The sequence below is a fragment of the Phenylobacterium sp. genome, from assembly GCF_031360265.1.
Classification (GTDB): Bacteria; Pseudomonadota; Alphaproteobacteria; order Caulobacterales; family Caulobacteraceae; genus Phenylobacterium.
In genome coordinates this window covers 1-8,921 of sequence record NZ_JANMBF010000186.1, presented here as the reverse complement: position 1 = coordinate 8,921, position 8,921 = coordinate 1, and the positions used below count along the sequence as shown (strand labels likewise).

The 8,921-nt window shown below is 70.0% G+C and carries 8 protein-coding genes; 5 read left to right on the top strand and 3 right to left on the bottom strand.

Annotation, left to right across the window (positions count from 1 at the left end):
* Window positions 1-60 precede the first annotated feature (60 nt).
* Genes RMN86_RS17460 through RMN86_RS17450 form a run of 3 tightly spaced genes read right to left on the bottom strand, consistent with a single transcriptional unit; the run spans window position 61 to window position 1,717 of the window.
* Window positions 61-954 (bottom strand): fatty acid desaturase, encoded by an 894-nt coding sequence (locus RMN86_RS17460; protein WP_309607135.1) that lies wholly within the window; start codon window positions 952-954, stop codon window positions 61-63.
* 8 nt (window positions 955-962) lie between these two features.
* Complete coding sequence (locus RMN86_RS17455) at window positions 963-1,349, bottom strand: hypothetical protein (RefSeq protein ID WP_309607134.1); 387 nt, start codon at window positions 1,347-1,349, stop codon at window positions 963-965.
* Window positions 1,346-1,717, bottom strand: coding sequence for an EamA family transporter (locus RMN86_RS17450; protein WP_309607133.1), 372 nt, complete (start codon window positions 1,715-1,717; stop codon window positions 1,346-1,348). Before RMN86_RS17450 ends, RMN86_RS17455 begins: the two co-directional genes overlap by 4 nt.
* A gap of 220 nt (window positions 1,718-1,937) precedes the next feature.
* Between RMN86_RS17450 and RMN86_RS17445 the strand changes: the two genes are divergently transcribed.
* From RMN86_RS17445 to RMN86_RS17425, 5 genes are read left to right on the top strand one after another with little or no spacing between them, the layout of a single operon-like run.
* Window positions 1,938-3,626 carry a class I adenylate-forming enzyme family protein gene (locus RMN86_RS17445; RefSeq protein WP_309607132.1) on the top strand — a complete coding sequence of 563 codons (1,689 nt, stop codon included), beginning with the start codon at window positions 1,938-1,940 and terminating at the stop codon, window positions 3,624-3,626.
* The gene (locus tag RMN86_RS17440; protein ID WP_309607131.1) at window positions 3,623-4,570 is read left to right on the top strand and encodes a helix-turn-helix domain-containing protein; all 948 of its coding nucleotides are present in this window, start codon (window positions 3,623-3,625) and stop codon (window positions 4,568-4,570) included. Before RMN86_RS17445 ends, RMN86_RS17440 begins: the two co-directional genes overlap by 4 nt.
* Window positions 4,571-4,581: 11 nt before the next feature.
* Window positions 4,582-5,661: a hypothetical protein gene (locus tag RMN86_RS17435; protein WP_309607130.1), complete on the top strand. Its 1,080-nt coding sequence runs from the start codon at window positions 4,582-4,584 to the stop codon at window positions 5,659-5,661.
* Window positions 5,662-5,705: 44 nt separating this feature from the next.
* Window positions 5,706-6,926: an acetyl-CoA acetyltransferase gene (locus RMN86_RS17430; protein WP_309607129.1), complete on the top strand. Its 1,221-nt coding sequence runs from the start codon at window positions 5,706-5,708 to the stop codon at window positions 6,924-6,926.
* 2 nt (window positions 6,927-6,928) lie between these two features.
* Window positions 6,929-8,722 (top strand): AMP-binding protein, encoded by a 1,794-nt coding sequence (locus RMN86_RS17425; protein ID WP_309607128.1) that lies wholly within the window; start codon window positions 6,929-6,931, stop codon window positions 8,720-8,722.
* Window positions 8,723-8,921: the final 199 nt, after the last annotated feature.

The following is an 8,921-nucleotide window of genomic DNA, read 5'->3' as shown; positions in this document are numbered from 1 at the left end:
AGGGGTTGTTGCAACTGTCACCGTAATTTCAACTGTCACCGTAATTCAATTCTAACCTTCTCATACGTGCGTCGCGCGCCTGCCCACCCCACGCTCCAGAAACCCCAGGAAGTGCGCCGGGCCGATCACCCGCACCCCGGCGGCGCGTTGCTCGGCCAGGGTTTCGGCGCGCAGGCCCTTCATGCCGGTCCAGTGGTGCTTGGGCCGGTGGTGGTGTTCGGCGTGGTAGCCGTTGTTGAGGAAGACGAGGTTGTAGACCGGCGCATAGGTCGAGACGCCGGTGGCGATGGGCACGCCGGGCTGGGCGCCGTAGTGCTCGTAATAGGCGATCAGGAACGACAGGCTCTGGCCGAGGTAATAGAACGGCGCCAGCACGGCGACGAACTCCCAGCGGATCAGCGCCGCGCCGGCATAGACGACCACCAGCAGCCAGAACTCCTGCAAGGCGCGGCGGGCCTCGTCGGGGCGCTTGGCGCGGATCTGGCGGGCCACGGCGAACGGGCCGTCGTCGCGCCAGAAGCCCAGCAGCACATAGGGCAGGGCGGCCTCGGCCTGGCCGTCCTTGCCGTGCCGGTAGATCGAGATCGGGTCCAGCGTCTGGCCCTTTGCGTCCGGCCGGTCGGAGTTGCCCGCGTGATGGCGCATGTGGACGAAGCGATACATGGTCTGCGGCGTGCCGTTGGCCAGCGTCAGGGCCAACTCGACGACCCGGTTCATCGCCTTGGACACAAAGAACGGGTTGTGGATGAAGTTGTGCGCGACCGAATCCTGGTTCCAGCCGATGGCGAAGGCATAGAGCGCCGCGCCGGCCAGCCGCGCCGGCCAGCCCAGCGCCGGCCAGGCGATGAAGAACGCCAGCAAGAGGCCCAGGTGCAGAAACACCAGCGCCGCGGGGACGGCGTCCCAGGCGCTGTAGCGGAAAAGGGCCGGGGATCGGGACGGGGTCAGGCTCACGCTGCGCCTCATCGGGGAACGGGCTCATGGCCGACCAGCCATCCCCCGATCAGGATCGCGGCGCCGCCAAAGACCTCCAGCAGGCTGACCGGCTCGCCCAGAAGAGTCCAGCCCATGCCGACCACCAAGACGTAGCCGAGCGCGGTTATCGGGAAGGCGGCGCTGAGCGACAGCTGCGCCAGCACGGTCAGCCAGGTGGCCAGCGTCACGATCTCCAGCCCGATCCACGCGGCGACCCACGGCGTGTGCGCGGCCAGGGCGAACCAGCCCGGTCCGAACGGCTGCCCCATCAGCGCATGCGCGGTGCGCACCGCCAGATACTGGTTGGCCAGCCCCAGCAGCGGCATGGCCACCCACAGGAGCGGCCTGGCCGACAATCGCTTGGCGCTGGTCACGCGCCGGACAGGCCGACGCAGACGACGCCCAGGAAGATCAGGCCGGCGCCGAGGACCTGGCGGGCCGACAGCCGCTCACCCAGCAACAGCACGCCGGCCAGGGGCACCGCGGCGTAGGACAGGGTCATGATCGGAAAGGCCAGGCTGAGCGGCGTGCGCTGCAGGACCTGCACCCAGGCGATGCTTTCCACCACCCAGATGCCCGCGCCGAGCCAGACCAGCGGCTGGCGGAGAAACCGCAGGGCTGACCCGGAGGATTCACCGTCGCTGTTGGCGGCGGATTTGAAGCTGATCTGCTGCACGGTTTCCGCCGAAATGCAGAAGGCCAGCAGGCCAAGGGCGATCGCGCTCAGGCGTGGCGTGCTCATGAGCCGGGGCCGTTCCGCGGGCGCCGGCCGTGCAGGATTGGCGGTGTCAGTCCCAAGCTCGCGGCCTCCGAAGGGTTTGCCCGACAGAGCTACTCCGTAACGCCGCCGGTGGCGAGGCGAGCGCCGGATAACTTGCAATACGATACTCACTGTGCGAGTTCGGACCCGCGCCGGGCCGGCCATCCCCTTCGGATTGCCCGCCCGAGCTGGAGACCCGAGGTTGCATCCCAGCCCGCCTGAGCGTGTCGCCGACTATCGCCGCCGGGGCTGGTGGCGGGGCCAGACGGTCGACGCCCTGTTCCGCGCGGCCGTCGCCGCCCGGCCTGGCGACGAGGCGCTGGTCGATGCGCCCAACCGCGCCGCCCTGGTGGGGACCGCGCCGCGCCGGCTGACCTATGCGCAGGCCGACGCGGAAGTCGACGCCCTGGCCCAGGCGTTGGCGGCGCTGGGCGTCGGGCGCGGGGACGTGGTGGCGACCCAGCTGCCCAATCTGGTGGAGGGCGTCCTGGCCTTTCTCGCCTGCGCCCGGATGGGGGCGATTCTCAGCCCGGTGGCCATGGCCTATCGCGGCCACGAACTGCGCCAGATCCTGGGGATCGTCGCGCCGCGGCTCTATCTGACGGTCGGCGCCTTCCACGGCTGCGACCATGCCGCCATGCTGCTGGAGCTCAAGGGCCAGGGCGTCACCGGCGCGCAGGTGCTGGTGCTGGGGAGCCAGGCGCCGGCTGGGGCCCACGCGCTTGACCGCCTGTTGGCCGAGGCGCTGGTCTTGCCCTACGCCACGCCGCCCGATCTGGACGCCGCCGAGGCCCTGACCCTCTGCTGGACCTCCGGCACCGAGGCCGCGCCCAAGGGGGTGCCGCGCCATCACGACCACTGGGTGGTCAATGGCGAAGCGCTGGTCGAGGCCGCCGGCCTGACCGCCGGCGACACAATCCTCAACCCGTTCCCGCTGATCAATATCGCCGCCATCGGAGGCATGGTGATGCCCTGGCTGGTCTGTCAGGGGCGACTCGTCCAGCACCACCCCTTCGACCTGCCGATCTTCCTGGCGCAGATGCAGGACGAGGGCGTGGCCTATACCGTCGCCCCGCCGGCGGTGCTCAATATGCTGCTGCAGAACGAGGCCCTGCTGTCGGCCGCGGACCTGTCGAAGCTGCGGTGCCTGGGCTCCGGCTCTGCGCCGCTGGCGCCCTGGATGGTCGAAGGCTGGCAGACGCGCCATGGGGTGACCGTGATGAACGTGTTCGGGTCCAACGAGGGCGCTTCGCTGTTTTCCACCGGCGCGGCGATCCCCGATCCCGAACAGCGCGCGCGGTTCTTCCCCCGGTTCGGCGCCGACGGCGTGGACTGGCCGGCTGAGTTCCCGGCGAAGATCCGCACCCGCCTGGTCGATCCGGAGACCGAGACCGTGATCACCGCGCCGGGCGTCGAGGGCGAACTGCGGATCGCAGGCGCGATGACCTTCGACGGTTACTACCAGGCGCCAGAGCTTACCCGCCAGGCCTTCGACGCCGACGGGTTCTTTCGCACCGGCGACCTCTTCGAGATCGCGCCGCAGGCGGGCGGGCGGTTCTATCGCTTCGTCGGCCGGCGCAAGGAAATCATCATCCGCGGCGGGCTGAACATCTCGCCGGCCGAGCTGGACGGGCTGATCGAAAGCCACCCCAAGGTGCGCGAGGCCGGTTGCGCGGCCTATCCCGACGTGCGGCTGGGGGAGCGGGTCTGCGCGGTCGTGGCGCTGCGGCCCGGCCAGGACCTGACGCTGGAGGAACTGGCCGAGCACCTGAAAGGCCAGGATATCGCCACCTTCAAGCTGCCGGAAAAGCTCAGGATCGTCGACGCCCTGCCGCGCAATCCGCTGGGCAAGGTGCTGCGGCGCGAGCTGGCCGGCGTGGCCGCGTCGTGACGCCTGCGAAATTCATCCGCACCTGCTCGATCTGGCGGGCGCTGGAGGTGGTGGGCGACACCTCTGTCCTGCTGATCCTCGAGGCGTCCTGGATCGGCGCGCGGCGGTTCGACGAGTTCCGCGCGCGCACGGGCCTGCTGCAGACCCTGCTGAGCGACCGCCTCAAGCGGCTGGTGGCGGCCGGCGTTCTGAAGAAGGCGCTCTACAGCGAGGCCCCGCCGCGGTTTGAATATCGCATGACCCGCAAGGGGCTCGATCTCTACTGGCCGGCCCTGATGATGCTGCGCTGGGAGCGCCGCTGGAGCGCGCCGCAGGGCAGGCTGCGGCTCAGCCTGCGCCATCGCACCTGCGGCCAGGTGTTCCAGCCCGTTCCCACCTGCCTGAGCTGTGGCGACGAGATCGATGCGCGCGATGTGGACTGGACCGAGGGGCCCGGCGTCGGCTGGATGGCCGCCCGCTACAGCCGCCGCCGCCAGCAGCGCAACGCCGTCGAAGGCTCGTCGAGCCTGATGGTCGAGGTCGCCCAGATCACCGGCGATCGCTGGGCGGGCCTGGTGCTGCGCTCGATCTTCACCGGCCTGCGGCGGTTCGATGAGATCCACCGCGACACCGCCATGGCCACCAACATCCTGTCCGAGCGCCTCTCGTGGCTGACCGCCCAGGGGGTGATCCGCGCCCATGAGCTGAGTGGCGGACGCTCTGAATACCGACTGACCGACAAGGGCATCGACTACTATCCGGTGCTGCTGATGCTGCTGCGCTGGGGCGATCGATACTACCTGTCGCCCGAGGGACCGCCCTTGCTGCTGCGGCACAAGGCCGACGGCCACGATCTCGACCCGGCGGTCACCTGTTCGCACTGCGGCCAGCCGGTCGAGGCCCACGACGTGACCTTCGAGGTGATCGAGGCGCAGGCCGTGCGGGCTCCGGATCCGGTGGCCTAGGGGCGCCGGCGATGTATCGCGTCATCCAGTGGGCGACCGGAGCCATGGGCAAGACCTGCCTGCGGGCGGTGATCGACCATCCCGCGATGCAGCTGGTCGGCCTCTATGTCTACGGCCAGGACAAGGCGGGGCGGGACGCCGGCGACATCGCGCGCCGGCCGGCGACCGGGGTGATCGCCACCCGCGATGTCGACCAGATCCTGGCGATCGAGGCCGATGTGGTGATCCATTGCGCCCGGCTGGCGCCACCCTACGGCTCGCACGACGACGAGATCCTGCGGCTGCTGGCCGCCGGCAGGAACGTCATCAGCATCAATGGCTACAGCCGGCCCCGGCACTGGGGCGGCGCACGCCTGGCGGCGATCGAGGCGGCCTGCGCGGCCGGGGGGTCGACGCTGATGGCCGCGGGCCTCAACCCGGGCTTCGCCGCCGAACAGCTGGCGGTGGTGGCCAGCGGGGTCTGCGCCGAGCTCGACCATATCGAGGTGGTCGAGAGCGTCGATTGCCGGTCGGTGCGCCACCCCGACTATGTGTTCGCCATCCTGGGCTTCGGGGCCGACCCGGCCGGCGTGGACGCCAACGATCCGGCGTGGGGGCCGGCCTCGTCGCTCAACGGCATGTATGCCGAGGTGCTGTCGGCCATGGCCGAGCACCTGGGCCTGTCGCTGGAGCGGGTGGAAACCGACCATCGGGTGTTTCCGGCCACGGAGGATCTGAGCGTCGCGGCGGGGACCATCGCGCGCGGCGGCATCAGCCACGTGAACTGGCGCTGGCGCGGCATCGTCGCGGGCGCGCCGAAGCTCAACCTGTCGATCCACTGGTACATGGAGACCGCCCACCTCGACGACCCCGACCCGCCGCTGTGGCGCATCCACATCGCCGGCCAGCCGGGCGTTCGCCTGTCGGTCGACCTGGAAAAGCGCGCCGGCGACGCCACCGCGACCTCGGCCGAACAGCTGGCCGTGGCCGGCGCCGTGATCAACGCGATCCCCGTCGTCTGCGCCGCCGCGCCCGGGGTGATGACGCGGCCCGTGGCGACGCCATTTCGCGGCGACCTGGCGGCCTTGGCGGCGGCCCATTCGCTTGTATAATCGGACTTACCCATTTGCGGCCCTGGCGGCCGAGCGAGGACATCATGGTCTATATCCTGGGCGGCTGGCAGAGCGACTTCGCGCAGAACTGGGCGCGCAAACAGATGGATTTCGCCGACGCCTTCGCTGAGGTCGTCGGCGAGGGCCTGGCTTGCGTGGACCTCGAGCCCAAGGACATCGACACCGGCCACGTGGGCAATTTTGTCGGCGACCTGTTCGCCGGCCAGGGGCTGCTGGGCGGCTTCTTCGGCCTGGTGCATCCCGATTTCGACGGCATGCCGACCGCCCGGCACGAGGCGGCCTGCGCCTCGGGCAGCGTGGCGATCCTGGCGGCGACGGCGGAGATCGACGCCGGCCGCTATGACACCGCCTGCGTGGTGGGCCTGGAAATGATGCGCAATGTCTCCGGCCAGCAGGCCGCCCAGAACCTCGGCGCCGCGGCCTGGGCGGGCCATGAATTCCAGGACGCCGCCTTCCTGTGGCCGCGCGCCTTCTCCGACCTTGGCGAGGAATATGACCGCCGCTACGGCCTGAAGTACGAGCACCTGATGCGGATCGCCGAGATCAACTTCGCCAACGGCCGCAAGAACCCCAACGCCCAGACGCGGCAGTGGGCCTTCAACGACAGGAGCTTCACCGCCGACGACGAAGCCAATCCGGTGGTCGAGGGGATGATCCGCAAGAACGACTGCGGTCAGGTGACCGACGGCGCCGCGGTGGTGTTCCTGGCCTCCGACAAGGCCGCCGCCGACTACGCCGCCAAGCGCGACATACCTCTGGACAGCCTGCCCCGGATCAAGGGCTGGGGGCATCGCTCCGCTCCGATCAGCTATGACCGCAAGGTCCGCGCCAGCGCCGGCCAGGCCTACGTCTTCCCGCAGGTGAAGCGAGCGATCGACGACGCCCGCGCCCGGGCCGGGATCGCCGACGTCTCCGAGCTTGACCTGGTGGAGACCCACGACTGCTTCACCACCACGGAATATATGGCCATCGAACACCTGGGCCTGACCGCGCCCGGCGAGGCGTGGAAGGCGATCGAGGACGGCTCCATCGAGATCGGCGGGCGGTTGCCGGTCAATCCCTCCGGCGGCCTGATCGGCGGCGGCCATCCGGTAGGCGCGACCGGCGTGCGCATGGCGCTCGACGCCTTCAAACAGGTGACCGGCCGGGCCGGCGACTATCAGGTCGAGGGCGCCAGGACCGTCCAGACCCTTAACATCGGGGGCTCGACAACCACCACGGTCAGTCTCGTCGTCGGCGTCTGACCGTGGCCGAGACCGTGGGGGTCCAGGCCGCGCCCGCGCCCTTCCGGGAAGCCCACCTGCTGGCGGTGGATCTCGACATCGAGCGGCGCGCCGACGGGACGATTCTCCTCGCCTCGCGGGTTCCTCTGCGACCCTACGACGCCAATATCCCCGCCGTGTTCGCCCGCCGCGCGGAAATCTCGGGCGACAAGACGGCCCTGGCCCGGCGCGGCGCCGACGGCGCGTGGGCGTTCACCTCCTTCGCCCAGCTGAAGCGCGAGATGGACGCAGCGACCCAGTGGTTGCTGGACCAGGCCCAGCCCGGCCCGGTGCTGATCCTGGCGGGCAACTCGCCGGCTTTCGCGGTGATGAGCTTCGCCGCCCAGGCGGCCGGCCGCGCGGCCTGCCCGGTCAGCACCACCTATGCCGCGCTGGGCGGCGACTATGGCCGCCTGGCCCATGTGATCGCCAAGGTCAGGCCAGCGGTGGTCTTCGCCGAGGACACCGCCATGGCCGCCGGCGCGCTGGCGGCGCTGGATCTGGGCGCCGCCGTGATCGTCACCAGCGACCCGTCCAGACTGTCCCAGCCGGCGGTGGCCTATGCGGTGCTGCTGGCCACCCGCCCGACCGCGCGGGTCGCCGCGTCGATCGCCGCCCTGACCCCCCAGGATCGCGCCGCCCTGATGCTGACCTCGGGCTTGACCGGCCTGCCCAAGGTGGTGCCGATCACCTTCGACAACCTCGCCGCCAACAGCGCCCAGTGCCAGCAGACCATTGGCGAGGCCGCCGGCTGGCACGACGTCATGCTCGACTGGCTGCCCTGGCACCACGCCGCCGGCGCCTTCGTGCTGCGCACCACCCTGCTGGAGGGCGGCACGCTCTACATCGATGACGGCAAGCCGGCGCCCGGCCTGTTCGAGACTTCGATCCGCAATCTGCGCGAGATTTCGGTCAGCTATTTCAACAATGTGCCGCTGGGCTACACGCTGCTGGCCCAGGCGCTGGAGACCGACCCGCTGCTGCGGGCGACGTTCTTCCGCAAGATGCGGCTGATGCTCTACGGCGGCGCCGGTCTGTCACAGCCGGTGCATGATCGCCTGCAGGCCGCCGCTGTCGCCGAAACCGGCTGCCGGATCATGATGACCAGCGGCTACGGCATGACCGAGACGGTCTCGGCCTTCATGGTCATCCATTTCGAGACCGACAAGGTCGGCATCGGCCTGCCGGCGCCGGGAGTCACGGTGAAGCTGGCGCCGGTTGGCGACCGCTACGAAATCCGCGTCCGCGGCCCCAATGTGACCAGGGGCTATCTCGACGAGCCGGAAAAGACGGCCGCCGCCTTCGACGACGAGGGGTTCTATCGCACTGGCGACCTGGCGGTGTTCCACGATCCGGCGGATCCGACGAAGGGCCTGGCCTTCGCCGGCCGGGCCGCGGAGGAATTCAAGCTGTCGAGCGGGACCTGGGTTTATGGCGGATCTTTGCGCGACGGCCTGTTGGAGGCGCTGTCGCCGCTGGTTCTCGATCTGGTGCTCTGCGATGACGGACGGCCCTATCTGGGCGTCATGCTCTGGCCGACGGCCGGCGCCGACCCCGCCGAGATCGCCCGGCGGCTGGCGGACTTCAACGCGGGCCATCACGGCGCGGCGGCGCGGGTCCGACGCGCCCTTCTGCTCCGTGAGCCCCCCAGCGCCAACGCCCACGAAATCTCCGACAAGGGCGCCATCAACCGGCGTGCGGTGATCGACCGGCGGGCCGATCAGGTGGAGCGGTTGTTCGCCGAGACGCCCGACGCGGACGTCATGGGGTTCGGCTAGGTCGTCGGGCAGGGGCTGAGACAGGATCCCGCGAAAAACCTTGACATCTGCCGCGCTCTATGTTCTTGTTTCGTTCCATGTCGGACCCGACCCCCACAGCCGAACGCCGCGAGCAGTTGCTCGGCGTCGTCGCCGAGAAGACCGTGGCGCTGCTGTGCGAGGTCCAGCAGCGCGCGTTTGAGGCGCAGACGGCGGCGGA